We start from the raw sequence: 24,136 nt of genomic DNA on the forward strand, positions 1-24,136 counted from the left end.
AGTTAAGATGCTTTTTTGTTTATCCAATCCCAATATAAAACATAAATTACAGAAAATAAAATGACTATTCCATTTCCATACATAATATAAGGAACTCTTGAAATATCGTCGTGATATAGATAACCTGAAAACAGTGCTCCCCCACCAATTCCGATCTCTAGGGCAATGTACATCGTCGCCATTGCTTTTCCGCGATACTGCGGTAATGAGAGATCAATTGTCCATGCATTTAGCGCAGGAGACAGTATGCCTGTGCCAATTCCATATAGACAAGCTCCTAGTAGGAGACCATTAATAGTATTTCCAAAACCAAGTAAAAATAAAGCGATTGATATAATTATTAAGCCTACTAGCATGACATTGATTCTTCCATGGCGGTCAGCAACCTTTCCTGAGACGAACCGGACACCTATAGATGTTAAGGTATAAGCCGAAAAGAATAATCCTTTGTTATTTATACCCAAATGTTCGCTCCAGTCTGGAATTAAAGTAAGGATTACACCGTAGGCGGAGTAGGATAGCAATGTTACAATGCCGGCGGGAATTGCCCTTCGTTCAATTATATCAGATCGCGAAATTCGGAGCATGTCTCGTGAGAATTTTTGTGTTGGAATTAATGTTTCCTTTATATTCATTACGATCATAATAGAGAATAATGCAAACCCAGATGAGCAGTAAAACATGGTGTGTATATCAAATGATTGGGCCACGGCGCTGCCTACGGCTGGTCCAATTGCTCCTCCTAGACTAAAACATAACCCATGCATGCCCAAAGCCTCGCCCCATCGGTTGGCAGGGATGATATCTGCGATATACGCGGATGTGGCGGTAGGTTTAAAACCTGTGGAAAAACCGTGAATTAAGCGCAGAAGAAAGAAGCCCGCGACTGAACTTAATAGTGGATAGAGTAAACTACAGATTACACAAACAATCGATCCAATAGCCATCACAGGAACTCGTCCCCATTTGTCTGTAAGTCGACCGCTAAAAGGTCTCGATATACCTGCCGTAAGTGTGAAAAGTGCGATGATCAATCCTTTGTGTTCGGCTGCTCCTAAAGAGCTGAGATAATTTGGAAGTTCGGGAATGATCATGTTGAAACTTGCGGAGAATAACAATGAACTCAGACAAAGTAATCCAAACTGCAGCGTATATATCGATTTCGGCTTTTCCGACATTTTATTATTTTTTGGACAGCATCTTTTGTCTCGTTACTTCGGTGCAAAATATAGTTGTAGCTATCGCGACATTTAACGATTCAGCGTGCCCGATTCTAGGAATAGTTACGGCCTGTTGTATTTTTTTAATCACACTTTTGCGAATCCCGTTTCCTTCATTTCCCATAATAATTAATCCCTCCTTTCCGAAGTTAGTTTCGTAGATACTATGCCCTTCCAGTAAGGCGCCAAATGTGGGTAACGTGCATTGTGATAAGAATTCTTCTATGTCTATATAATAGATATGTAGCCTAGAAAGCGAGCCCATGGTCGCTTGAACGACTTTTGGATTGTACGTATCTACAGTACCTTTCGAGCACAAAATCGTGGTGATGCCAAACCATTCAGCAGTACGTATGATTGTACCTAAATTACCTGGATCTTGGATGTCATCCAAAATAATACTGTGTTTATCTTTTAAGGTGTCCACATTCAATTGCGTAACCTGTGGAATTTCGACTAGCGCCAATACCCCTTGCGGATTTTTAAGATTGCTTATCTTCGACAGTTCCACCTCCGTTATTTCTTCACATTTTATGTTTTGAGAGATTTTACCCAATTTTGCCCATGTATCTTGTGTGGCAAATATTTTTTGTACATTGTAAGAAGAGTGCACAAATTCTACTACAGATTTAATACCTTCGACCACGAATAAACTATATTGTGTTCGGAATTTTTTATGTTGCAGTGAAGTTATAAAACTGATCTGCGCTTTTGACAACATATTTAATGACTAAAAATAGAAGCTTTTTAATTTTTACAAGTATAACGCTTTTACTGTTAATTTTTACATCCTGTCGTTCTGCAAAGTACTTGGAGGCTGATCAAGCTTTAGTAACCGACATAGATTTAATTGGTATTACCAATGAGCTGAAAGAACAATCTTCTCTCTATATTTCTAATGAAATTAGACCCAATTCGGCGTTGAATTTAACAATGTATAATATCTTTAATACCCGAAACGGAAAGTATAAAACGGAGAATATACGTCAGGTTGGCGAGGCTCCTCATATTTTAGATTCCTCTTTAGTAGAACTATCTGCTAGCCAGATCCAAAGTTTCCTCACTACGAAGGGATATTTCAATGCTTCGGTTAATACACGAATAGGAATAAACCGGAAAAAAGCACAACTCGATTTTAATGCAAATCTGGGAAATCCATATTTCTTGGCCAAAATAGACTATGAATTTCAGGATACCGTAATAAAGCGAATTTATGAAATGGATGTATTGCCATCGACCCAAATTAAAATTGGTGAAAAATATGACGCTGCTAAGCTCCTTCAGGAACGCGAAAGACTTTACATCGCCGTAAAAAATAAAGGTTATTACGATTATGTAAGGCAGTATATGCGTGTGGGTGTAGACACTAATCGAATGGGAGATCAGGTAGATCTCACTGTTCAGGTACTAAGCCCGGAAAATGATAGACACCGTACCTATAAAATTAATAATGTATCACTTGTAATTCGACCTACTTCGGACGAGATGAAAAGAGAGGTAAAAGCATATCACGATAGTAGTATTAATGTGGATTTTATCGACGAAACAGGCCGTTTCAGATTGCGCCCGATTTCCCGTTATATGTATTTGCGGAAAGGACAAACTTATAGCTTAAGTAATGAGAACTTGTCGTATGATCGTTTGTATGAAATGAATGGCTTTCGCAGCGTAAAAATTAATTTCGAAAAGGTAGATAGTAGTTTGTTGGATGTGAAATATGAATTGATACCACGCGCACTGATGGCCAACCAAGTGGAGGGGGAATATACCTTTAGTTCCGGGATGAGCGGCTTTAATGTCGGAAATACTTTCTCTCACCGGAATATTTTTGGAGGTGCGGAATTACTGGAGGTAAAATTGCGCTATGGCGTGTTATTTGATCCTCGCTTGGAAGGGAATCTTTCGCAGAAGATTTTTAACAATGATTTTCAAGTAGGTGTCAATTTAGTTGTACCTCGGTTATTGTTGCCATTCCAGATAAGTGGGATTGGAAAATACGGATTGCCTCGCACCACTTTTTCGTCTAGCTTACAGCTGTTCGATCAAGATAATACGTATTCTAATCGCTATTTGATTAATACGTTGAACTATTCTTGGTGGCAGTCTCCTAATTTACAGCATAGCTATACCCCAATCGTATTGGAATATCGCGTAGGGAAATTTAACGATAATTTTAAGGAGAATTTAATTAAAGAAGGCTATAATCTATATGTGGAATCAAATGACCGAGAATATTTTGGTTTAGGTTCACAATATGCGGTTACATGGAACGCACCTCAGTTACTTAAATTAGAAAATTTTTCGTTTATCAGAGGATCGCTCGATTTGAGTGGCAATATATTGGGGGCAGTGAGTAACGCATTTGATTTTCAGCGAAACGAAGACAATCAACGTATGCTTTTTAATGTGCCTTATCTGCAATATATAAAGGGAGAGGTCGATTATCGGTTGTATAAACATTTAGGGGGAAATCGACAGGTTGTTTTCCGTTTTAACGGTGGTTTGGCCCTTCCTTACGGAAATAATTCTGAATTGCTTATTTTTGAGAAAAGTTTTTTTTCTGGAGGTATGAACGGTATCCGGGCGTGGCAGGCGCGGACATTAGGTCCTGGAAATTATAATAGAGCGGGTATAACGGATGAAAACCTCCGGCTGAGTCTTCGGAACTTAGATCAATTGGGAGAGGTGAAACTAGAGACAAATTTAGAATACCGTTTTCGATTATTGAATAACTTTTTAGGCGCTAAGATGAATGGTGCTACATTTGTAGACATGGGGAATATTTGGCGTCTTCGGGAAGACCGTTTTAATCCGAATGGTCAATTTGAGATAAATAAGCTCTTTTCACAGATCGCAATAGGTACCGGGTTCGGTCTACGCTTTGATATGGACTATTTTATTATGCGACTTGATGCGGGATTAAAAGTGAAGGATCCTCAGTTTGTAGGCACTGATCAATGGGTGATTCAGAAAATATTTGATGCTAAGGATTTCAAACAGGAATATTATAACTCTAATCGTCCGGATCGTTATAATTTCATTCAATATAATTTTGGAGTTGGCTTACCTTTTTAGAATAAATTTTTTAAAATCTGAAATGCACTTTCGAGTATCTGCGAAAAAGCTAAGCCTTTGCTGAAAGAGAAGTATCCATAAATTAAGCCGAGTATGATAAGGGTCAGCAGCATTCTTTTGAATACGTATGCTATCAGTAGCATTAATGCCGGGATAATCAGTAATAATAAGCCGTTAATTTTATAAGGATTCAAACTGTTATCTTTTTTATGTATAAAATAAAGTCGACCTGTGGAGTTGTCTTGATTTTTATGCTTTAAAAAAACAAATATTGATCCATCTATTTTTTGAGAAGGTACTGCTACACCTTGATGGAATTGTAAACTTTGTTGTAAACCATTCATAGAAAACAGAAATGTACCGTCGATGCTTTCATCTGCAACCTCTGCGGAATCCACGGCAACAATAGCTATTTTTCCATTTTGTGTTAAATTTTCTTTCACAATAAAATTGTCTATCCTTTGTTCTTGCGCTGCAGAAAGAAAAGGAACAATTGTAATTGCAAAATATAGAATGTGCTTCATTTCAAAATGATTTACTACAAAAATAATCAAAATAAAATCGATAATACTTCTGCATTTTTACATTGACATATTTAAACAAAACAAATGAACTTACCTGATCAACATAATCATAAAGGTTAATGGACATTTTAATTGTCAAAGGCTTCATCTTATAGATGAAAAACAAAAAATAATCAGATGAAAATATTTTTTATTGATGGATTACTTTGTACATTTGTATCAATTTAATAAAGACAACGCACTGATATGGAAAATACAGCTATCGAGAGACAACCAAAAAAAACGGATAATAATGCAAATCAAACAGGTTATTACGTATCCCTAACCATTGCGATTATTATTGGTTTATTTGGCGTATTTGTAAGGTTTGTTCCTGATGTGATTCCTTCACTAGGTCAATCTACTTTTATTTTTTCTTTGATCGCTAATCTCGCAGTTTTGCTAGCGTCGTTTTTAGCTTTTAAAGTTGTTTTCGCTATTTTAGGATTTGGTAGTAAGAAAGAATAATTTAGTTAATGTTTTTCTAAAGAGAATTTATATAAGGTAAAAAAAGAGTAGCGGATTCGTTACTCTTTTTTATTTTTTATGCAGTTTCTTTACATCGTATTGTAGCTGCTGTAAATGTGTGATGTACACTTTATGCATAATTTCCTTTCATACGAATTGGTTATTTTAACAATCTTATTTATAATAAAATGTGTTTTTTTTTATTAAATTAGTAAGGGAAAATAAATAATGTTATGAATTTCGTTTTTTTATTGTTTCCTTTGTGTTATAAAATATGAACGATAAAGTTATATATGTATGTGCGGAATTATAGGAGCATTCGATTTAAAAGAAGAAGAAGGAAAGATTAGACCCCAAGCTTTAGAGATGTCTAAAAGAATTAGACACCGTGGGCCGGATTGGTCTGGTATTTTCAGTTCAGAGAAAGCTATTTTAGCCCATGAGCGTTTGGCTATTGTAGATCCTAAATCTGGAAGTCAACCGTTGTTTAGTCCTGATGGAACAGTAGTGTTAGCTGTAAATGGAGAAATCTATAATCATCAAGAACTAAGAAATTCCTTGCCTAATTATAATTTTGCGACGCAATCAGATTCAGAAGTAATACTAGCCTTATATCTTGAAAAAGGCTCTTCATTTGTGGAGGATTTGAACGGTATATTTGGTTTTGCTTTATATGATTCACGTAACGATTCCTATTTTGTCGCTCGCGATCATATGGGTATTATTCCACTTTATTATGGCTATGATGAAAAAGGACAGTTTTTCGTAGCTTCAGAGTTGAAATCATTGGAAGGATTTTGTTCTCGGATAGAACAATTCCCCCCCGGACATTATATAAATAGTTTAGAAGATACACAGCCGCAAAGATGGTATACTAGAGAATGGGAATCATATGATAGTGTAAAAGATAATCAAACGGATATTGACAAGCTCCGTAAGGCTTTGGAAGATGCGGTGCATCGTCAATTAATGTCGGATGTGCCTTATGGCGTGCTTCTATCAGGGGGATTAGATTCTTCTGTTATTGCAGCAATAACTAAAAAGTTTGCATCCAAGAGAGTTGAATCTGGTGATGCGGAGGAAGCTTGGTATCCTCAGCTGCACTCGTTTGCGGTTGGATTAAAAGGCGCTCCGGACTTAATCGCGGCACAAAAGGCAGCAGATCACATCGGTACTATTCACCACGAAATTAATTTTACCATCCAAGAGGGATTAGATGCGATACGTGATGTTATCTATCATTTGGAAACTTATGATGTAACGACGATTCGGGCATCAACACCGATGTACTTATTGGCGCGTGTGATTAAATCTATGGGTATTAAAATGGTTCTTTCGGGAGAAGGATCCGATGAATTATTTGGTGGATATCTGTATTTTCATAAAGCGCCAAATGCACAAGAATTTCATGAAGAAACAGTTCGGAAGCTTAAAAAGTTATATTTGTACGATTGTCTGCGAGCTAACAAGTCTTTGGCGGCATGGGGTGTAGAAGGCCGTGTGCCATTCTTGGATAAAGAGTTTATGGATGTAGCCATGACAATCAACCCTTCGGATAAAATGATAACAGCGGAGAGAATGGAGAAATGGGTTGTTCGGAAAGCATTTGAAGATTATTTACCAGAAAGTATTGCTTGGCGTCAAAAAGAGCAATTTTCGGATGGAGTAGGGTACAGTTGGATTGATACCTTGAAAGAACAAGCAGAAAACAAAGTTACGGATGCCGAGTTTAGTAGCGCTGCAGAAAGATTTCCAATTAATCCGCCAAAAAATAAGGAGGAATATCTGTACAGATCAATTTTTGAGTCTCATTTTCCTTCGGAAGCGGCTGCATTGACAGTACCCTCTGTTAAGTCGGTTGCATGTAGTACACCCGAAGCACTGTTGTGGGATGCGTCATTTCAAAACCTTAACGATCCCTCCGGTCGTGCGGTCGCTAGTGTGCACAATGAGAGCTATGGAAAGAAGCACGAAGAGACTATTGTAAATAACTAGTGAAACATTTTAAGATTAAAAAAATGCGGAGTCCTTTTTTTAATCTTAAAATGTTTTTTTCTTTGAATTTTAATCACGAAGCTTTATCTTTGTAAAACTTTAGAAGGAAGTACTTCTAATATGATCCTGAATAGCTCAGCTGGTTAGAGCATCTGACTGTTAATCAGAGGGTCGCTGGTTCGAGCCCAGCTTCAGGAGCGAAAATAAAAACCGGCTTACAGGCCGGTTTTTTTATGGACAATATATTAATTATTACGCATGAGTTTAGTTATAGTTGGTACAGTGGCATTTGATGCTATAGAAACCCCATTCGGTAAAACTGATAAAATTGTAGGTGGTGCAGCTACATTTGCTGGCTTATCGGCATCATATTTATATGACAAGGTCAAGTTAGTTAGTGTAATAGGGGAGGATTTTGGTAACAATATGGAGATCCTCACTGATAGGGGTATTGATGTTGAAGGCGTAGAGGTGATACCTGGTGGGAAGTCCTTCTTTTGGTCAGGTAAATATCATAATGATATGAACAGTAGGGATACCTTAATTACAGAACTGAATGTGCTGGCTGATTTTGACCCTAAAGTACCGGCTTCTTACCAAGATTGTGAGTTCTTGTTGTTGGGAAATCTTACACCACAGGTTCAACAATCTACGTTGGACCGTTTGAAGAATACTCCTAAGTTGGTTGTTTTGGATACAATGAATTTTTGGATGGATGTAGCGCTGGACGATTTGAAATCTGTATTGAAAAAAGTAGATGTACTTACTATAAATGATGCCGAAGCAAGACAGCTTGCCGAAGAGTATTCTTTAGTTAAGGCTGCCAAAATTATTCAAGAAATGGGGCCTAAGTATTTGATCATAAAAAAGGGGGAACACGGTGCTTTATTATTTGGTGATGGGCAGGTTTTTTCTGCACCTGCACTACCTTTAGCCGATGTGTTTGATCCCACAGGAGCAGGAGATGCATTTGCGGGAGGATTTATTGGTTATCTTGCTAAAGTGAAGTCTGTCAATTTCAATAATATGAAAAATGCAGTGATCTATGGTTCGGCCTTAGCTTCATTCTGCGTAGAGGAATTTGGTACCAAACGTTTGCAAAATTTAACGCAAGAAGATATTTCTTTGCGACTAAAACAGTTTATAGCACTTGCAAAATTTGAGATAAGCGAATAAATCGCCTATCTCAAATTAAGATTCCAATAACTGAAAATTTTCTAAAGACCTCGGCCGAATGTGGCGCATCAGCTAATTCTTCGGTAAGATCTTGACCTGCCCAATGTTCGTAATGCAATCCCTTTTTCCAAAGTCTGCTTTCTGTTACGTCATAAATGTATCCTTTATAAGCTATCCAAATCGATGTCTTATCTTGGCCATTCCGAAGTGCCAGCTGCGACCGCGTATATTTTGTAAAGTTTGTATTTCGCTCTTCGGATTTCATTCCGCTAAATTACAATCTTATGCGTGGTATTTATAAGCCGAGAGAGTTTTTTTCATTGCTTTTCGCGCGACATGTATTCTCGTTTTAACGGTGCCAATTGGAATGTTTAGATGCTCGGAAATTTCATGGTATTTAAAACCTTCAAAGTACATTGTGAATGGGATGTAGTATTCGTCCGAAAGATTAGTTAGTGCAGTATTTATATCTTCCATTACAAATTTATCTTCGCCTTTATTTTTAGTCGCTGATACGACTAGATTAGCTGGTGATATTTCTTCTTCTTTTGTAATAAAGGAATTTGTTTTTACGAGGCGGCGATAGTTGTTGATGAACGTATTCTTCATTATCGTGTACAACCATCCTTTGAGATTAGTACCCTCTCTGAAATTGTTGAAATACGTTACAGCTTTTAATAAGGTGTCTTGGACCAGATCATTTGCATCGTCATGGTCTTTTGTGAAGTTTCTTGCATACAATTTTAGTGAATCTGAATGCTGGATTACTAAGCTGTTGAATTCTACTCTGTTCATACTAGATTGGATTATTTCGTTCAACAATATGTAGTTACTTACAATAGGATCACGATATTTATAAATGTTCAATAAAGAACTTCTGATGACGTCAATTTATAAATAACTACGGTTTCAGTATCAATATTTACAAAAGCTATGCTAAAGATTATAATTTACTAAAGAATTGGCATTAATTTTTTGTTAATAGATAGAGGAGGAATTGAAAATAGCGCTTAATCTATGTTTAAGATAGATTTAAATGTTTAGAGTGTCTAAATTATCAAGAAATGTGGAAAACTTTTTAAAGAATGTTTACTTCTCTCTCTAGTCTAATGCCAAATTTTTTTAGGACATTGTCTATGATTTTGGTCGAAACGTCGTAAATCTCTGCGCCAGTGGCATCTTTAATATTGGTTAATACCAGAGCTTGGTTCTTCCAAACGGCAACATTACCAACTTGTTTTCCTTTCCATCCACATTGTTCAATTAGCCATCCTGCCGCAATTTTAAATTGACCATTGTCCATCGGATAAAAAACAACTTCAGGAAAAGTGTTTTTTAAAATGATTAATTTATCATGGGTTATAATCGGGTTTTTAAAAAAGCTCCCGGCATTGCCTACTGTACTGGGGTCGGGTAATTTTTCTACCCGAATATACGAAACAACCTCTGCAATATCTTTAATGGTAGGTGCAACAATATTTCTTTTTATCAATTCTTCCTCAATGGCGCCATAGCTCGTATTGCGTCTACTCTGTAACGATAGTTTATACGTTACGTTTGTTATTATAAACCGATCTTTGAATTTACTTTTGAATATACTATCTCTATATGTAAATTGACATTGCTCATTCAAAAAAGATGTAAATGCTCCGGTTTTAGTGTCAAAAGCTTTACAAGAGAAGAAGAAATTCATGAGTTCGGAACCGTAAGCGCCTATATTCTGAATGGGAGATGCGCCTACTGTACCAGGAATAAGCGCCATGTTTTCTAAACCAGGAAAGTCATGATAAATACAGTACCATACTAAATCATTCCAGATCTCTCCAGCATTTGCCGTAACATATATATCGTTACCTTCAATGGAATGCTGGATTCCTTTATTGGATATTTTTACGATCGTGCCGTCATAATCTTGTGTGAATAAGACATTACTTCCTCCTCCTAAAACAAAAAATAATTCTTCAAAAACACCCCTTTCATACAAGGCGTGAAGTTCCTTCTCATCCGCTATATCAACGAATTTTCTTGCTAGAGCCTCAACTCCAAACGTATTAAATGGCTTCAAGGAAATGTTATGTTCTATATCCACAGCTTGTATTATTTGACTAATTCTTTTAAATATTCAAGATAAAGTGATAACTTTAATTAATTTATTTGTAAAGATAAGATAAAGAGCAATTTTTGAACAAACTTATTTTACTGTTTATGCCTAAAAGTGCTGATGAGAAACGTATTAAAATATTAGAATCTGCAAAAAGGCGTTTTGCCCACTATGGGATGTCGAAAACGACCATGGCGGAGATTGCAAAAGACCTTTCTTTTTCAAAGGCCTTATTATATTATTACTTTCCGGATAAAAATAGTCTGTATTGTGCTGTACTGGATTATGTGATTACAGAACAAGAGGAAGATATTTTGGAGAAATTAAAGCCCATAAATAATACTGAGAAGGCGATAATGATTATATTAGAAAAAAGAATGGAGTATATTAAGCGATATTACAATCTTTTTGAATATACATTTAACACGAGTAAAGATGTACCCGAAGATCTTGGAAAGGTAATAATATGCTCTTTTGAAAAACAACATGAGCAAATTACATCAATTCTTAAAAATGGCGCTAAAAGTGGGGCGCTAGTCATAGACAATTATGAAGAAACGGCTCGCCTACTTTTATTCTCCTTGATGGGAATGCGTTTGATCGTGATTAAAGATCTCAAGCATTCCTTTTTTCCAACCAAAGAAGAGTTTGATGCAATCCTAGAGATGCAAAAGAAGATGGCTCAAATTTTTATAAAAGGGTTAAGCGCCTAATTTTTCTATTATATCGGCAATAATCATGTTGGCATGAACTCTTGAATTTTCGATAAACCACAGGTGTGTATTTAATCCCCCGCACACAACTCCAGCTAGATACATGTTTTTGATATTTGTTTCCATTGTGTTGGGATCATGATTTGGAATGCAGGGAGTCTCCTCGGAAATTGCAATGCCTAGTTTTTTCAGGAAAGTGAAATTAGGCCTGTATCCGGTCAATGCTAATACAAAGTCATTCTTTAGGTGTATCTTATTGGTCGGTGTTTGGATCTCAACGTCAGCCTCAGATATGCGTGTCAACTGACTATTGTAGAAAACATTAATTTCTCCATTAGCTATTCGATTTTCGATATCTGGTCGAACCCAATACTTGACCCGAGGACTTATTTCAGCGCCTCGAATCACCAATGTAACACGTGCTCCTTTTCGATAAGTCTCCAATGCCGCGTCTATAGATGAGTTGCTTGAGCCAACTACAACAACATGCTGTCCAGAATAGTAATGTGGATCGTTGTAGTAGTGTTTTACTTTTGGAAGGTTTTCCCCAGGAATATCGAGTAAAATAGGAATGTCGTAAAATCCTGTGGCGACTATAACATGTGTTGTTTTATACGATGATTTGGTCGTTATTACACTAAAAACTTCCGTATTTTCCTTTTCAACAGATAGCACTTCTTCAAACAAGTGTATTTTTAGGTCAAACGTGGTTTGAATTCGCCGGTAATATTCCAGCGCTTCCGCTCGTTTCGGTTTAGGACTTGTAGTTACAAAGGGTACATTGCCTATTTCCAGTTTTTCCGATGTGGAAAAGAAAGTCATATTTACAGGATAATTATAAAGCGAATTCACTAGGCATCCCTTCTCTAAAATTATATAAGATAATCCTGCTTTTTTCGCTTCTATTGCGCTTGCTAATCCAATAGGTCCTCCTCCAATGATAATGATATCAAATTTTTTTTCCATTCGTACTTGCTTCGTCTATTTTTTGCAGATCTTTAGAGATAATTTCTGTGGTTATCTTTTGTAAATCTGCTGAAATTTTTATCAAAAATTGTAATTGATCTGTAATTAATTTTGCTTCATCGCTATCAATAGAACTGTGCTGGATTATGTCCATCTTGATGAAGGGCGTGATTGCCTGTGCATTTTCCGGCTCGAAAGAATGGATAGTTTTTTCCAGATTTTGAAGGGTTTTAATTAGTGATTTTAGGTGCTCGTTATTGAAATTGATATTTTCGGATTCTTTGAGTTGAGTTAATAATGTAGCTGAATAAGAAGAAAATATATGATTTAAAATTACGAATCTGTTGACTTCTTTTGTGACTTGTTGTCTCCATTTTGGCTCTGTTAAAAGACGTTGAAATGTGGATCCCATGTTTGCAGAGGATATATAAACTTCTTTTCGGGCTAATTTGTAATCTGTTATCGGCAACGGATTACCTGAAAGCAATTTTAAGGCCTGGGCTAGATACTGATAATTTGCAACCAACAAATTTTTCATATTTGATTTAATTTGAAAGCTTTCCCAGTTTGGAAATATGATATAGCTGGATAAAAAAGCGATGGTTCCGCCCAAAAATGTGTCTAAGATTCTCTCTTGCGCTATTTCAAAGGTATTCATTCCTGTAAAGCTCGACATAATGAGTACATAAGGCGTCATGAAAATTACAGCCATAATATAGTTTATTCGGAATAAGCTATAAGCTATGAGAAAGAAGAAGACAAGCAGGATAAATCGAATGGACGTATCCTCTATTGTAATTAAAACGAGTGCACCGATGACACCTCCTATGACAGTGCCTCCCAATCGCTGAAGGTTCCGTTCTTTTGTCAAGCCAAAACCCGGTTTGAGTATCACTAGAATGGTCAACAAGATCCAGTATGTCCCAAAATTTGAATACTCAAACAAATTTAAAATGAAATAGGTTGAAGACAGTACTATCCCCATACGAAGAGCGTGTCTAAAAAAACTCGATTCTACACTGATGTTATCTTTGAAATTCTGCCAATTAATTAAATCTGTCTTTATGAATTTTTTTGTGTCTATGGTATCGTCGTCTTGGACTTCAATTGCTTTGAATTGGCTATAGTGGTAGATGTCACGTACTTGCTGCGATATTTTACGTATATTGATTAGTATTTTTTTTAGTGGAATGGAATTAATCTTTTCCTTTTCATCGATTCTCTGGATAGCCTGCCTGATCTTCTCAATTTCCGTATCAAAATCATAAACAGATTTTGGAGTTTTGTTGGCGTTAATTTTATAAGCTAAATTGTCTAATTCGTGCGTTACGTTATATAGTAAATTTTTAATCTGCTCTAATATTGCGGTTTCTCCGTAATTGTTACGAATGGTTTCATAGTCATAATGCGTCGTCATACTTTGTTCAAATAAGTCCACGATATCAGTAAAGATTAGCGTTAGATACCTTCCTTCTTTAGTCGTGTCTTTTATTGATCTTTTACTTTGGAACAAAATATCTCGTACATTTTCCTGATGTATATTTACAATGACTTGTTTTTCAATTAATTTGAGATAGTTGTTGTCTAAGCTTTGCTTGATGTCATAAAAATTGGCTTTGAGGCGAATGTAATCTGCAACGTGTAAAATTGTTTCCGATAACTCCTGCTGCGCTAGCCTGTAGGGTCTTGCTTGTGTGAGTGACATACTAATGGTCATATACCAAGAAGCTCCAATTATAAAATAAAGAAGGTAGGTAAACTCTTCGTTGAACGTGTATACATCGTCCACATTAATAAGCATGACCAGTATACACATCGTGCCGACTGTGGCCGCTCTTGCGTTAAAAACGGCAAACATGGAAAAGATGAAAGATAATATACCAATTGCAAGTGTCATTGCAATCAAGAAATTATTAAGAAAAGCGGTAACAATGACGGTAAGAATGCATAGTATGGTGCAATAAATCATCCCCATTCTACGATGTGTAGGAGCTCCGGGAGTATCGGACAATCCTACAATCAAAGCACCTAGAGAGATCAGGGTGCCTGTAATAAATTCACCAACTAAGGCGCAAACTATTATCGGGACAATACTTCCGAGTGTAATACGTAGACCGTCAGCGAAATATTGACTATAAAAAAAGCTGCTAAATTCTTCTGTCCTTTTCATTCCTGCTTTAAAACCTCTTGACGTGGCGATACTGATATGTTTAACCACGAATGATTCACATCATTTAGTAATGTAAAGATAGTATAAAAGAGGGTCCGAAAATCAAAATATGAAAAAGGATATTACAGTTCTATATCTCGCGATCAAACTACTTTTAAGACGGTCTCTATGTTTCCTCGAACGGCTTTTGAATAAGGGCATACCCGATGTGCCTTTTCAATTAAAGCTTGTGTTTGCTCTTTAGTTAACGAGGGTACATGTACTTCTATTTCTGCGGAAAGAAATGAGCTGTTACCTTCTGTGTTAAAAGAAGTTCTCGCGGTTACTTGGGTGTCTTTCAAATCAATGTTGTCCTTTTCGCTAACAGCCCCCATCGCTCCAAGAAAGCATGACGACCATGCTGCTGCAAATAATTGCTCTGGGTTAGTAGCTCCGCCTTTTCCGCCCATCGATACTGGCTTTCTGACTTGTAGATTTAATACGCCGTCCGACGATTTAACTTCTCCGTTTCTTCCGCCGATTGCGGTTACTTCTGCTGTGTATAGTTTCTCACTCATAATTTTTATTTATTTAGTTTTTAGTAAAGTGTATATTTACTAAACAATCAAAGACGGGATTTGTTTATTTTGTTCTTTTTTAAAAAAGACGTATTTTAATTATAATTTTTGTAAAAAATTAATGATTTTAATATAAATTACATATATTTGAACGTTCGCCATTGTACGGCAGATTTGATATGCCCAAGCCTTATAGTTATTTATAATCAAAGCAAGTAATGAAATTACATCAAAAAAAAGCGACTTTCGAAAATGAAGTGTTAACGCGATTTGATCTGTTCAAGAGTTTATTCTTGACGCTTCCTTTTCAACGTGTTAAACATACCGGAACACTTCTGCCATTTTTTACCACACATTGTGAAAAAGGGGTCGAAGAGCATTTGCCGCCCGAAGATATTATAGACAGTTTCTTTGGTCAATATGAACAATATGTCCAGGAAGAGGATCGCCTTGATCTGCTCTTTCGAATTGTACAATATGTAGAACGCCAAGTTGTACTCTTTGATGCGGTCGAAGATTCGGCTTTTCATGCAATCGGTAAGGCAGATGAAACGGGGAGTTTGAATTCATTGTTTAAGCTTACCCGGGATGACGACAAATTGAGAAAGCAAATTGTGGAGAAACTGAAAGATTTTTCAGTTCGCCTAGTGCTTACAGCTCACCCTACACAGTTTTACCCAGGTCCGGTACTGGGAATCATAAACGATTTAATTGAAGCAATAAAGTTAAATGATATTTCCAATATTCATTTATTGCTTCAGCAATTAGGGAAGACTCCCTTTATAAATAAGCAGCAGCCGACGCCTGTAGATGAGGCCATTAGTTTAGCCTGGTATTTGGAAAATGTTTTTTATAAAGTAGCCTCAGGTATACAAGCGAAAATTGACGACGCACTTGAATTACCTGCGGAAGAAGTCAAGCAATTGATCGAGTTAGGGTTTTGGCCCGGTGGAGACCGAGATGGTAACCCGAATGTTACTGCTGAAAGCACAAAAACAGTCGCATCATTATTACGTACTATACTTTTTAGATGTTATTACCGCGATTTTCGTCAAGTTAAACGACGCATTACTTTTCGAGGGATTGAGGGTTATCTCGATAATCTTCAGCATCTATTCTACGAAAATAGTTTTAATCCGATAGAAAACCCTGAAGATGATACGGAAAAGATTTTAGAGAATCTAAATGCTATAAAAGAGGTTTTGAACGCACGACACGACGGATTGTTTGTCGAATTGGTAGAAGATTTGATCCGTAAAGTTAATACGTTTGGGTGCTATTTTACAACGTTAGATATTCGTCAGGATAGCAGTATTTTAAGAAATACAACACGTTATTTGGTCGAAAAATATGAAGATACGAAATTGAAAACTTCGGACTTAGAAGGTACAGAAGAAGATAAACAAAAAGCATTTCAATTTAACGAGCTAACATTGGATGGCAGTGAAGATGCTGATCCACTAATACGGGACACAATTGACGTTATTCGTTTAATAAAAAGTATTCAAAAATCAGGTAGCGAGCGTGCTGCGCAGCGCTTTATTATTTCGAATTGTCAGCAGGCATCTGATATATTGAGCTTAATGCAATTGTTTTTATGGGAAGGATGGAAAAGGGAAGAGCTCTGCATTGATTTTGTTCCATTATTTGAAACTGTGGATGATCTTTCGCGTGCTGGAGATGTAATGAAACGTTTGTACACCAATAAAGAGTATGCAAAACATTTGAAATTGAGAGGAAATAAACAGACCATCATGCTGGGATTTTCCGATAGTACAAAAGATGGTGGATATTTGATGGCAAATTGGTCAATATACAAGGCTAAAATAGAATTGACCTCGATTGCCCGCGAGTACAAGGTAGACTTGGTGTTTTTTGATGGCCGAGGAGGTCCACCGGCAAGAGGAGGTGGGAAAACACAACGGTTTTATGCCTCGATGGGATCAGAAATCGAAAATAAACATATTCAATTAACCATTCAGGGCCAGACAATCAGCAGTCAGTATGGCTCGCTGGATACAGCGCAGTCCAACATTGAGCAATTGCTGCATGCCGGTTTAGTGTCCGAATTAAGACAGAATGTATCTGATACATTGACCTCGAAACAAAAAGAAGTTATTGATGGTATGGCAGCAGAAAGCCATAAGAAGTTCTTGGCCTTGCGGCATCATCCACAATTTTTGTCTTACCTTGAAACATTAAGTCCGTTAAAATCGTTGGCTTCTATTAATATTAGTAGTAGGCCAGTCAAGAGAAACTCCGATAGAGAGTTGCGTTTAGAAGATTTACGTGCCATTTCGTTCGTCACCTCATGGAGTCAACTTAAACAAAATATTCCTGGCTTCTTCGGTGTCGGAACGTCTTTACAATGGGCGGAAGAAAATAACCTTTGGTCCTATGTTAAAAACCTTTATGAAAGTTCAGGTTTCTTTAATACACTTATCGACAATTGCATGATGTCGATGACGAAATCAAATTTTCATATTACTTCGTATATGAAGGATGATCCTACATTTGGCGCGTTTTGGAGCCTGCTTCATGATGAATATGAAAAGACAAAGAAATATCTGCTGAAATTGAGCAATTCTGAAATTCTGATGCAAAATTATCCAGTGGAAAGAGCTTCGATCTTAGAAAGAGAGAAAATTGTTTTACCATTGTTAATTATCCAGCACTATGCCATACGCACACTGGAAAAAAACAAGAAAATTAGTGTAGCGCAGCAGGATATTTATAAAAAACTTATTGGAAGAACAATTTTTGGTGTGGTAAATGCAGGACGAAATCTGGCATAATATTAACATCATTTAATTCGAGAATTGTATCAGATATTTTATATTTTTGTTGCAAAAGAGATAGAATATCTAAGGACTTACAAAATTATACAGATGAAATTCAATACATTATTTGTTGCTGCAGTTTGTGCTAGTACACTGTTAAATTCATGTGCTCAAAAGACCGCTGAGGAAAGACAGTTAAAATACACCCACACTTCATTGGTTGATGGTGATGCCTATGCGTTTTTTCAAATTGTAGGTGAGCATGTTGCGACAGGACTAGTGCATGCAGATCAGATTCAGAAAGATGGAGATGCAAAAGCAAAAGAACTAGGAACCAAACTAAAGGATTTCTATGCACAATTAGATCCCGAATTGGATAGTATTGCTACTGCTTTGCATGTCGACTACCCGATTAAGGGAGTGGCGGCGACCCATTCTACGGATGAAGGTGCAACCACTCATACATCAGCAGCTGCTGAATCTACATCAGATACTACGGTTCATTCCGCTGCAGTCACTGTTGAACAGGAATCACAACATGAACATCATGCACCGGCTAGCGAGTATATCACACATACACAACACGAATTGGCGACGCTCAAGACACAATTTGAGCGATTAACGCGTAATACGAATAAAGAGCTACAAAAGTTTGCAAAAAAACATATAGCGGCTATTTCGGATTTATATACGCAGGCCGGAGGTAAAGAAGATGCCCATGCGCATCATTAAGAACTAATAGGATATGGTGGCACAACCAATCATAACAGGTATCTTGTCGTATGGAATGTCCGGAAGGGTATTCCATGCGCCTTTTATAGAAGCAAGTAATTTTTTCGTGTTCAAAGCAATCGTTGAACGATCGAAAAAAAAGGCTCAGTTTGACTACCCCCAGGTAGTCAGTTACGATAGTATTAGCGAGTTACTGGATGATGAGGAAATTGAGTTAGTTATTGTTAACACACCAAATGACACTCATTTTGACTTTGCGAAGAAGGCTCTTCTCTCGGGAAAGCATGTTTTGATCGAAAAACCGTTTTCTCCCACGGTGGCGGAAGCGCAGGAGCTTTTTGAAATAGGCAAGCAAACCGATCGTTGCGTACTTCCATTTCACAATAGACGGTTTGATTCTGATTTTAAATCTTTAAAATATATTTTGGATAGGAATTTAGTAGGTAAGCCTATTGAACTGCATATGCGTTTTGACAGATTCAAGCCTGAAATTGGTCCTAAAATTTTTAAAGAGACTCCTCGTCCCGCAAGCGGAGTCCTTTATGATCTTGGTTCTCATCTACTGGATCAGGCTATATCTTTATTTGGTAGACCAAAATCCGCAACCAAAATTCTGTCCCAAAATAGGCCAAACACAAAAGTAGACGACTATGCTTCATTAATTTTAAATTATCAAGATGGTCTGAATGTGTTTATTACAACAAGTCTATTAGTAGCGAGTCCGCAAAAAAGTTTTGTTTTACATGGGGCAAATGGAACGTTCATTAAAGATCGTACGGATGTGCAGGAGGCTCAGCTTCAGTTTGGAATGAGTCCGTTAGATCCATCGTATGGTATGGAGCATGAAGGTCAGGAGGGGGTATTGACCGTTATTTTGAACGATGTTTCTGAGGAAATTGACGTTTCTTCGGAAAAAGGGAATTATATGGAACTATTTGATGCGATTTACCAAACAATTCGTTTGCGGGTTCCTTATTTTGTTTCATCTGAGCAGATCCTTTGGCAATTGGAAATTCTGTCGCCTTCCCAAAAGAGTTAAATTATCTTTAACTTAATATTATTTTAATATATAAAGCACTTTTGTTACTTGAATTATCAGTAGCTTTATTTCGTTATATATTACTTATTATAAAATATTCTTTGTGAGATACGCAGCTATAGATATTGGTTCAAATGCAGTTAGGTTACTAATTGCAGATATTCTGGAAAAAAATAACGAAATTACCTATTCTAAAAATACCCTTTTGCGTGTTCCTCTTCGCCTAGGCGACGATGCATTTATAGAAAAACATATCTCGGATGCAAAATTTCAGGATATGGTGAAGACGATGACTGCATTTCGCCAATTAATGGACGTATACAAAGTCACAGACTATATGGCTTGTGCTACTTCGGCAATGCGGGACGCGAATAATGGACAAGAGGTTGTAAAAGCTTGTCGTGAGATAGGAGTCGATATTCAGATTATAGAAGGGGGGGTAGAGGCGCAGATTATCTACAATTCACACCTAAGTGATAAAATGGATAAAAACAAGGTCTATCTATATATTGATGTGGGGGGAGGTAGTACGGAAATTTCTCTTTTTGCTAACGCTAAACTGGTAGATTCTTATTCATTTAATCTGGGTACCATTCGTATTCTGGACAATCAAGACAAACCAGAGACTTGGGATGAAATGCGTAGATGGGTGAAGGAAATAACGAAAGGTTATAAAAATATCTACGGAATAGGTACCGGAGGTAATATTAATAAGTTATCGCGATTGGCAAATGAAAATGCGGACAAACCCATTTCGTATGCAAAGCTCAAGGCACTGTCTGATTATCTGATTTCCTTTTCTATGAAAGATCGTATTCATGAACTAGGTTTAAAGTCGGACCGCGCCGATGTAATTATCCCTGCTTCCGAGATTTTCTTAACCGTTATGAAGGTCGGACATTTGAAGAACATTATTGCTCCGCGGGTGGGATTGGCAGACGGAATTATCCAGACGCTGATTGATAAAAACAGCAATAAATAGTATAAAAACGATTGTAAGTTTCCAAAAAAAGTATATTTTTGCGTAAGTAAGCCCAGGTGGCGAAATTGGTAGACGCACCATCTTGAGGGGGTGGCGCCTGAATGGGCGTGGCAGTTCGAATCTGCTCCTGGGCACAACAGAAAGTCTTTGCGAACGCGAGGGCTTTTTTTATTGAAGGATACCTTAGGCTCGCAGTGCGCTCAGTTTCTTTAAGCTTACCCTCTATTTCTCTAAAAGAACGTTATGTAGCGATAGTTGCCAAGAGGAAGAGTTTTATGATGAGTTCTTGCCGTTTGCCTTATCGTGGAAGTCTGTCATATATTACAGCTTGTTTGCTCGTACAGTAATTTCCGCGATATCAAGAACTTCGATTTCCTGTTCCTTCTCTTTTCCTTTAACGCCATCACGCAGCATGGTCATACAGAATGGACAGGCTGCTGCAACCACGGTGGCGGCAGATTCAATTACATCTTCGATGCGTTCAACGTTAATGTCTTTGTCGCCTTTTTCGGGCTCTTTAAACATTTGTGCGCCACCTGCTCCGCAACAAAGTCCGTTACTGCGACATCTTTTCAATTCGACTAAGTCTGCATCTAGAATTTCCAAAGCCTTACGGGGAGCTTCATAGACTTCGTTGCCTCGTCCCAGGTAGCAGGGGTCATGATAGGTAATACGCTTGCCTTTAAACTCATGGCCATCAGCAGGTTTCAATTTCCCCCCATCAATTAACGACTGAATAAGCTCCGTATGATGAATCACTTCATATTTTCCCCCTAGGCTCGGGTATTCATTTCTTAGGGTATTAAAACAATGCGGGCACGCCGTTACGATTTTCTTGATTTCGTATCCATCTAATAGTTGGATATTCATCATGGCCTGCATTTGGAACAAGAATTCATTACCGGCACGTTTTGCAGGATCACCCGTACAAGATTCTTCGGTGCCCAATATCGCATATTTGATTCCTACATGGTGTAGTATTTTGCATATATCGCGTGTTATGCGTTGGGCTCTTTCATCAAAAGATCCGGCACAACCTACCCAAAATAATATATCTGGACTTTCTCCCGCGGCCGATAGTTCTGCCATTGTAGGTATATGAAATTGATTTTCCATGTTCTCTTTTCGTTTACTGATTTGTCCAATTGGCACGATCTGCCTGTGCATATTTCCAAGGGGCACCATTATTCTCCATATTATTCAACATGGCACCAATGCTCGTTGGTGCTTTCGACTCTTCCATCACCACATATTGACGCAATCCCATAATGATCTGCAAGGGGTCGATATTAACAGGGCATTGCTCCACACATGCGTTACAACTTGTGCAAGCCCATATTTCTTCCCTGCTAATGTAATTGTCTAATAATGCTTTGTCGTCGTCCAAAAATGATTTGTTACGATCTATATTTTTGCCTATCTCTTCTATTCGATCCCGCGTATCCATCATGATTTTACGAGGAGACAAGAGTTTTCCTGTGATGTTCGCAGGACAGGCTGCCGTACAACGGCCGCATTCGGTACAGGTGTAGGCATCCAAGAGATTTTTCCAAGTCAAATCCTGAACATCTTTCACACCGAATCGCGAAACCTCTGCAGAGGGCGGAGGAAGTGAGGGGTCTAGCATTGCTTTGACTTCTGCTGTTACGGATGACATATTTTCAAATTTCCCTTTAGGTGCTAAATTGGAAAAATAGGTATTGGGAAAGGCAAGAATAATATGTAAGTGTTTGGATATTGGAAGGTAATTTAGAAATGCCAATACACCAATTATGTGGAACCACCAACTGAAACGTTCGATGAAAATCAAGGAATCCATATCGTTGGGAAGCAAACCAACAAACGAAGAACTTATCGGAAAAGAGCCTGCGATTGTATAGTGTGCTGTTTGAAGTGCCTGTAATTTGAAATCTGCGGCATTCATCAACAGAAAAGCGGTCATAAGTGCAATCTCCGTAATTAATATTAAGTCTGCATCTGTCTTTGGCCAATTCTTGAGCTCCGATTGATTTAATCTTTTTACTTTTAACACATTCCTGCGTATTAAAAATATAACACAGGAAGCAAGGACCAAAAATGCTAAAATCTCAAAACTATAAATCAGGAAATTATACCCCCCCCCCATAACTGAAAATACACGATGCGTACCAAATAGACCGTCTATAATGATTTCCAGCATTTCGATATTGATGATGCAGAAGCCTATATAGACAAACACATGAAGAAGAGCGGGGAGGGGTCTTTTGAACATTTTCTTTTGCCCAAACGCGACAAGAAACATTAATTTTAACCGTTCAAAGGGTCTATCTGTCCGATTGACGGATTTTCCCAATCGGATGTTCCTGTAAATCTTACGCGCATTCTTGCAAAAAAATACAATAGCTCCAATAAATATAATCGCAAATAATAGCTGACTCACCATAATTATACTATTTAGGTTCTATACAAATATAGATAATCAAATTATTATTATGCTAGCATAATAGAATATTTAGAAGTATTAAAAATAGTAGGATATAAACACTTGCTTAATAATCAGGGTTTATACGTGTTATTATTTTTTTAATAACAGTTTTTAGGTATAAAGTGTTTTCAAAATAAAAACGTTATGACTAACAAAAATTTAATATATAGTTTAGGGGGAATTATTCTAGGAATAAGTGCCCTGTCATGTGGAAGCGAGCAAGAGACAAAGGATCCGGGCCCAGTTACGCAAATGGATAAAACGCGATACAATCTTAATAGCTCGGACGTTCAATTGTACGGGACGACAGATACATTAAAACAAGATTCACTAGCGAAGGATTCTTTAGATAAACGATAATGATTTTACCATATCCATTTCTTTAATCGCTGTGATTATCTACTTTATTGGGGTTGGGTGGAAGAGGATTAGTATCCTTTTCCGGTCTTTCGCCGGTATTATGTTTTATTTTCGTATTCTTATCTGCGTTGTTCTGTGCGGCTTCGCTGCTTTTTTTCTGGGAATCCTTGGGCTTTTTCATATTCATATTTGGTATCTTTAATGTATTACATGCATAGTAACAAAAAATGCCTAGAAAACTAGACATTTTTGTGGTTGCTTTTATTCGGCCTCATCTCGAAGCGCTTTTACTTCATCGTGGGCTGCAAGCTGTAATTCTGCCTGGCTCTGGATCATAGACAGTACGTCTGCATCTAGACCCTCTGCGTCTGTCCAAGCATTTTCGTATACTCTTTTAAAGGCATCTTCCCCTCTTTCACAGGATTCCAGAATACTTTTACGATCGCGACCAGCCAATGTATTTTTTAGATCCATCCACATCCTGAATAGTTTTCCTGTTACGCGGGTTCCTTCCTCGGGATTTTCACCTTCTTTAAATACCAGCGGTGTCAATTCAGATTTGAATTGTTGGGATTGCTGTATATACTTCTCGAACAGCGAATTCAGATCAATATCTGCTGCAGGATCTAACAACTCAATTGCTTTACTATAACCTTCAATTCGATCATTGTTGATTTCAATTAAATCATTCAATATCTCTGTATTTTTTTTAGTCCTATTTTCCATAGTATATATGTTTATTATAAAGACAATTTCGGGATTCTTTATGTTTCTA

At 37.3% G+C, this 24,136-nt stretch carries 23 protein-coding genes and 2 tRNA genes; 12 read left to right on the plus strand and 13 right to left on the minus strand.

Going from position 1 to position 24,136, the window contains the following annotated elements; genetic code table 11:
* Positions 1-2: 2 nt before the first annotated feature.
* Together FAZ19_RS17580 and FAZ19_RS17585 are read right to left on the minus strand one after the other, a co-directional pair.
* Positions 3-1,178: an MFS transporter gene (locus FAZ19_RS17580; RefSeq protein WP_136822070.1), complete on the minus strand. Its 1,176-nt coding sequence runs from the start codon at positions 1,176-1,178 to the stop codon at positions 3-5.
* A 4-nt stretch (positions 1,179-1,182) separates the two neighbouring features.
* Positions 1,183-1,941 (minus strand): TrmH family RNA methyltransferase, encoded by a 759-nt coding sequence (locus tag FAZ19_RS17585; protein WP_136822071.1) that lies wholly within the window; start codon positions 1,939-1,941, stop codon positions 1,183-1,185.
* Positions 1,942-1,946: 5 nt separating this feature from the next.
* Between FAZ19_RS17585 and tamL the strand changes: the two genes are divergently transcribed.
* Complete coding sequence (gene tamL / locus FAZ19_RS17590; protein WP_136822072.1) at positions 1,947-4,295, plus strand: translocation and assembly module lipoprotein TamL; 2,349 nt, start codon at positions 1,947-1,949, stop codon at positions 4,293-4,295.
* Here tamL and FAZ19_RS17595 read toward each other — a convergent pair.
* Positions 4,292-4,849 (minus strand): hypothetical protein, encoded by a 558-nt coding sequence (locus FAZ19_RS17595; protein WP_244927463.1) that lies wholly within the window; start codon positions 4,847-4,849, stop codon positions 4,292-4,294. The two genes, tamL and FAZ19_RS17595, sit on opposite strands and share 4 nt — an antisense overlap.
* Before the next feature lie 216 nt (positions 4,850-5,065).
* Between FAZ19_RS17595 and FAZ19_RS17600 the strand changes: the two genes are divergently transcribed.
* From FAZ19_RS17600 to FAZ19_RS17615, 4 genes are all read left to right on the plus strand, one after another.
* Positions 5,066-5,326, plus strand: coding sequence for a hypothetical protein (locus FAZ19_RS17600; RefSeq protein ID WP_136822073.1), 261 nt, complete (start codon positions 5,066-5,068; stop codon positions 5,324-5,326).
* A gap of 297 nt (positions 5,327-5,623) precedes the next feature.
* Positions 5,624-7,321: an asparagine synthase B gene (gene asnB, locus FAZ19_RS17605; protein ID WP_136822074.1), complete on the plus strand. Its 1,698-nt coding sequence runs from the start codon at positions 5,624-5,626 to the stop codon at positions 7,319-7,321.
* Positions 7,322-7,445: 124 nt separating this feature from the next.
* Positions 7,446-7,519 (plus strand) — tRNA-Asn (locus tag FAZ19_RS17610).
* A 60-nt stretch (positions 7,520-7,579) separates the two neighbouring features.
* On the plus strand, positions 7,580-8,497 hold the full coding sequence (locus FAZ19_RS17615) for a PfkB family carbohydrate kinase (RefSeq protein ID WP_136822075.1): 918 nt from the start codon (positions 7,580-7,582) through the stop codon (positions 8,495-8,497).
* Between the two features lie 10 nt (positions 8,498-8,507).
* Here FAZ19_RS17615 and FAZ19_RS17620 read toward each other — a convergent pair whose 3' ends face one another.
* The 3 genes from FAZ19_RS17620 to murB all read right to left on the minus strand — a co-directional run bounded on the left by FAZ19_RS17620 (position 8,508) and on the right by murB (position 10,586).
* A complete protein-coding gene (locus FAZ19_RS17620; RefSeq protein ID WP_136822076.1) occupies positions 8,508-8,762 on the minus strand; it encodes a cytochrome b5 domain-containing protein in 255 nt (84 codons plus the stop codon).
* A gap of 17 nt (positions 8,763-8,779) precedes the next feature.
* Entirely contained in the window at positions 8,780-9,292 is a 513-nt protein-coding gene (locus tag FAZ19_RS17625) for an RNA polymerase sigma factor (protein ID WP_136822077.1), read from the minus strand.
* Positions 9,293-9,575: 283 nt separating this feature from the next.
* Positions 9,576-10,586, minus strand: a complete 1,011-nt coding sequence (gene murB / locus FAZ19_RS17630; protein WP_136822078.1) for a UDP-N-acetylmuramate dehydrogenase — start codon at positions 10,584-10,586, stop codon at positions 9,576-9,578.
* Positions 10,587-10,678: 92 nt separating this feature from the next.
* Between murB and FAZ19_RS17635 the strand changes: the two genes are divergently transcribed.
* Entirely contained in the window at positions 10,679-11,311 is a 633-nt protein-coding gene (locus FAZ19_RS17635) for a TetR/AcrR family transcriptional regulator (RefSeq protein ID WP_229707634.1), read from the plus strand.
* Here FAZ19_RS17635 and FAZ19_RS17640 read toward each other — a convergent pair.
* The 3 genes from FAZ19_RS17640 to FAZ19_RS17650 form a co-directional block, all read right to left on the minus strand.
* Entirely contained in the window at positions 11,300-12,277 is a 978-nt protein-coding gene (locus FAZ19_RS17640) for a YpdA family putative bacillithiol disulfide reductase (protein WP_136822079.1), read from the minus strand. The two genes, FAZ19_RS17635 and FAZ19_RS17640, sit on opposite strands and share 12 nt — an antisense overlap.
* Positions 12,261-14,447 (minus strand): FUSC family protein, encoded by a 2,187-nt coding sequence (locus FAZ19_RS17645; protein WP_136822080.1) that lies wholly within the window; start codon positions 14,445-14,447, stop codon positions 12,261-12,263. The genes FAZ19_RS17640 and FAZ19_RS17645 overlap by 17 nt, the downstream gene beginning before the upstream one ends.
* Positions 14,448-14,590: 143 nt before the next feature.
* Positions 14,591-15,004 (minus strand): organic hydroperoxide resistance protein, encoded by a 414-nt coding sequence (locus FAZ19_RS17650; RefSeq protein ID WP_136822081.1) that lies wholly within the window; start codon positions 15,002-15,004, stop codon positions 14,591-14,593.
* Between the two features lie 218 nt (positions 15,005-15,222).
* On the opposite strand from FAZ19_RS17650, the gene FAZ19_RS17655 reads away from it, so the two are divergent.
* From FAZ19_RS17655 to FAZ19_RS17675, 5 genes are all read left to right on the plus strand, one after another.
* Positions 15,223-17,799: a phosphoenolpyruvate carboxylase gene (locus FAZ19_RS17655; protein WP_136822082.1), complete on the plus strand. Its 2,577-nt coding sequence runs from the start codon at positions 15,223-15,225 to the stop codon at positions 17,797-17,799.
* Positions 17,800-17,892: 93 nt separating this feature from the next.
* Positions 17,893-18,516: a hypothetical protein gene (locus tag FAZ19_RS17660; RefSeq protein ID WP_136822083.1), complete on the plus strand. Its 624-nt coding sequence runs from the start codon at positions 17,893-17,895 to the stop codon at positions 18,514-18,516.
* Between the two features lie 13 nt (positions 18,517-18,529).
* Entirely contained in the window at positions 18,530-19,555 is a 1,026-nt protein-coding gene (locus FAZ19_RS17665) for a Gfo/Idh/MocA family oxidoreductase (protein WP_136822084.1), read from the plus strand.
* Positions 19,556-19,658: 103 nt separating this feature from the next.
* On the plus strand, positions 19,659-20,537 hold the full coding sequence (locus FAZ19_RS17670) for a Ppx/GppA phosphatase family protein (RefSeq protein WP_136822085.1): 879 nt from the start codon (positions 19,659-19,661) through the stop codon (positions 20,535-20,537).
* 50 nt (positions 20,538-20,587) lie between these two features.
* Positions 20,588-20,671, plus strand: a tRNA-Leu gene (locus tag FAZ19_RS17675).
* Between the two features lie 187 nt (positions 20,672-20,858).
* On the opposite strand, the gene FAZ19_RS17680 is transcribed toward FAZ19_RS17675, so the two are convergent.
* Positions 20,859-21,653 carry a (Fe-S)-binding protein gene (locus tag FAZ19_RS17680; protein ID WP_136822086.1) on the minus strand — a complete coding sequence of 265 codons (795 nt, stop codon included), beginning with the start codon at positions 21,651-21,653 and terminating at the stop codon, positions 20,859-20,861.
* Positions 21,654-21,666: 13 nt separating this feature from the next.
* Positions 21,667-22,959 (minus strand): (Fe-S)-binding protein, encoded by a 1,293-nt coding sequence (locus tag FAZ19_RS17685; RefSeq protein ID WP_136822087.1) that lies wholly within the window; start codon positions 22,957-22,959, stop codon positions 21,667-21,669.
* 186 nt (positions 22,960-23,145) lie between these two features.
* Here FAZ19_RS17685 and FAZ19_RS17690 point away from each other — a divergent pair, with 186 nt between their 5' ends.
* Entirely contained in the window at positions 23,146-23,361 is a 216-nt protein-coding gene (locus tag FAZ19_RS17690; protein WP_136822088.1) for a hypothetical protein, read from the plus strand.
* A gap of 22 nt (positions 23,362-23,383) precedes the next feature.
* Here the strand turns inward: FAZ19_RS17690 and FAZ19_RS23945 are convergent, their stop codons facing one another.
* Complete coding sequence (locus FAZ19_RS23945; protein WP_169305695.1) at positions 23,384-23,548, minus strand: hypothetical protein; 165 nt, start codon at positions 23,546-23,548, stop codon at positions 23,384-23,386.
* A gap of 74 nt (positions 23,549-23,622) precedes the next feature.
* Positions 23,623-24,087 carry a ferritin-like domain-containing protein gene (locus tag FAZ19_RS17695; RefSeq protein WP_136822089.1) on the minus strand — a complete coding sequence of 155 codons (465 nt, stop codon included), beginning with the start codon at positions 24,085-24,087 and terminating at the stop codon, positions 23,623-23,625.
* Between the last annotated feature and the right edge of the window lie 49 nt (positions 24,088-24,136).

The sequence above is a fragment of the Sphingobacterium alkalisoli genome, assembly GCF_005049105.1.
GTDB classification, from domain to species: Bacteria; Bacteroidota; Bacteroidia; order Sphingobacteriales; family Sphingobacteriaceae; genus Sphingobacterium; species Sphingobacterium alkalisoli.

What these genes read in the sequence shown, in the direction of transcription:
- FAZ19_RS23945 (WP_169305695.1), bottom strand. Translation starts at nt 23,548, where the DNA reads ATGAATATGAAAAAGCCCAAGGATTCCCAGAAAAAAAGCAGCGAAGCC.
- FAZ19_RS17685 (WP_136822087.1), bottom strand. Translation starts at nt 22,959, where the DNA reads ATGGTGAGTCAGCTATTATTTGCGATTATATTTATTGGAGCTATTGTA.
- asnB (WP_136822074.1), top strand. Translation starts at nt 5,624, where the DNA reads ATGTGCGGAATTATAGGAGCATTCGATTTAAAAGAAGAAGAAGGAAAG.
- FAZ19_RS17650 (WP_136822081.1), bottom strand. Translation starts at nt 15,004, where the DNA reads ATGAGTGAGAAACTATACACAGCAGAAGTAACCGCAATCGGCGGAAGA.
- FAZ19_RS17695 (WP_136822089.1), bottom strand. Translation starts at nt 24,087, where the DNA reads ATGGAAAATAGGACTAAAAAAAATACAGAGATATTGAATGATTTAATT.
- FAZ19_RS17660 (WP_136822083.1), top strand. Translation starts at nt 17,893, where the DNA reads ATGAAATTCAATACATTATTTGTTGCTGCAGTTTGTGCTAGTACACTG.
- FAZ19_RS17615 (WP_136822075.1), top strand. Translation starts at nt 7,580, where the DNA reads ATGAGTTTAGTTATAGTTGGTACAGTGGCATTTGATGCTATAGAAACC.
- FAZ19_RS17640 (WP_136822079.1), bottom strand. Translation starts at nt 12,277, where the DNA reads ATGGAAAAAAAATTTGATATCATTATCATTGGAGGAGGACCTATTGGA.
- FAZ19_RS17690 (WP_136822088.1), top strand. Translation starts at nt 23,146, where the DNA reads ATGACTAACAAAAATTTAATATATAGTTTAGGGGGAATTATTCTAGGA.
- FAZ19_RS17665 (WP_136822084.1), top strand. Translation starts at nt 18,530, where the DNA reads ATGGTGGCACAACCAATCATAACAGGTATCTTGTCGTATGGAATGTCC.
- FAZ19_RS17620 (WP_136822076.1), bottom strand. Translation starts at nt 8,762, where the DNA reads ATGAAATCCGAAGAGCGAAATACAAACTTTACAAAATATACGCGGTCG.
- FAZ19_RS17680 (WP_136822086.1), bottom strand. Translation starts at nt 21,653, where the DNA reads ATGGAAAATCAATTTCATATACCTACAATGGCAGAACTATCGGCCGCG.
- FAZ19_RS17645 (WP_136822080.1), bottom strand. Translation starts at nt 14,447, where the DNA reads ATGAAAAGGACAGAAGAATTTAGCAGCTTTTTTTATAGTCAATATTTC.
- FAZ19_RS17600 (WP_136822073.1), top strand. Translation starts at nt 5,066, where the DNA reads ATGGAAAATACAGCTATCGAGAGACAACCAAAAAAAACGGATAATAAT.
- FAZ19_RS17580 (WP_136822070.1), bottom strand. Translation starts at nt 1,178, where the DNA reads ATGTCGGAAAAGCCGAAATCGATATATACGCTGCAGTTTGGATTACTT.
- FAZ19_RS17655 (WP_136822082.1), top strand. Translation starts at nt 15,223, where the DNA reads ATGAAATTACATCAAAAAAAAGCGACTTTCGAAAATGAAGTGTTAACG.
- FAZ19_RS17625 (WP_136822077.1), bottom strand. Translation starts at nt 9,292, where the DNA reads ATGAACAGAGTAGAATTCAACAGCTTAGTAATCCAGCATTCAGATTCA.
- FAZ19_RS17585 (WP_136822071.1), bottom strand. Translation starts at nt 1,941, where the DNA reads ATGTTGTCAAAAGCGCAGATCAGTTTTATAACTTCACTGCAACATAAA.
- tamL (WP_136822072.1), top strand. Translation starts at nt 1,947, where the DNA reads ATGACTAAAAATAGAAGCTTTTTAATTTTTACAAGTATAACGCTTTTA.